The following is a 510-nucleotide window of genomic DNA, read 5'->3' as shown; positions in this document are numbered from 1 at the left end:
CACGGCATCTCAGGTTTGTATGTCGCTCGGGCATTGGACCGTGCAGCTCGCTTCCGTGGCTATCCCAAGGCGGTGCGAACCGACCAGGGACCCGAATTTACGAGCCGCGCGCTTGACCAGTGGGCGTATGCGAACGGCGTCACGCTGAAGTTGATTCAGGCGGGCAAGCCAACGCAGAATGCGTACATCGAATCGTTCAACGGCAAGTTCCGCGACGAATGCCTTAACGAGCACTGGTTCACGACGCTCGCGCACGCTCGGGCAGTCATCGCGGCATGGCGTCAGGACTTCAACGAGCAAAGGCCGCACAGCGCACTGAACTACCTTGCGCCGTCAGAGTTTGCGGCGAAACATCGGGCAACCGCGGATGCTCCTGCCGCTTTCCAGGAGCTGGTTTAAAGGGACTTTGCTAGAAGCCCATTGGCCCTATTGAAGGGGGCAGGTCACTTGTTCGAAAATGGACGTGTGTCCGAACGTATGGCGTCACGCGCAGCCGTCGGCAGAAGGCTC

The 510-nt window shown here is 59.8% G+C and carries 1 pseudogene; it reads left to right on the top strand.

The features are described from left to right. Window positions 1-399, top strand: a pseudogene (locus HWY45_RS36345) (IS3-like element ISBam2 family transposase); the annotation flags it as partial. Window positions 400-510 lie beyond the last annotated feature (111 nt).

This window comes from Burkholderia stagnalis (genome assembly GCF_902830275.1).
GTDB lineage: Bacteria > Pseudomonadota > Gammaproteobacteria > Burkholderiales > Burkholderiaceae > Burkholderia > Burkholderia stagnalis.
Note: the sequence above shows the minus strand (reverse complement) of the source record. Positions and strands in the feature narration are given on the sequence as shown.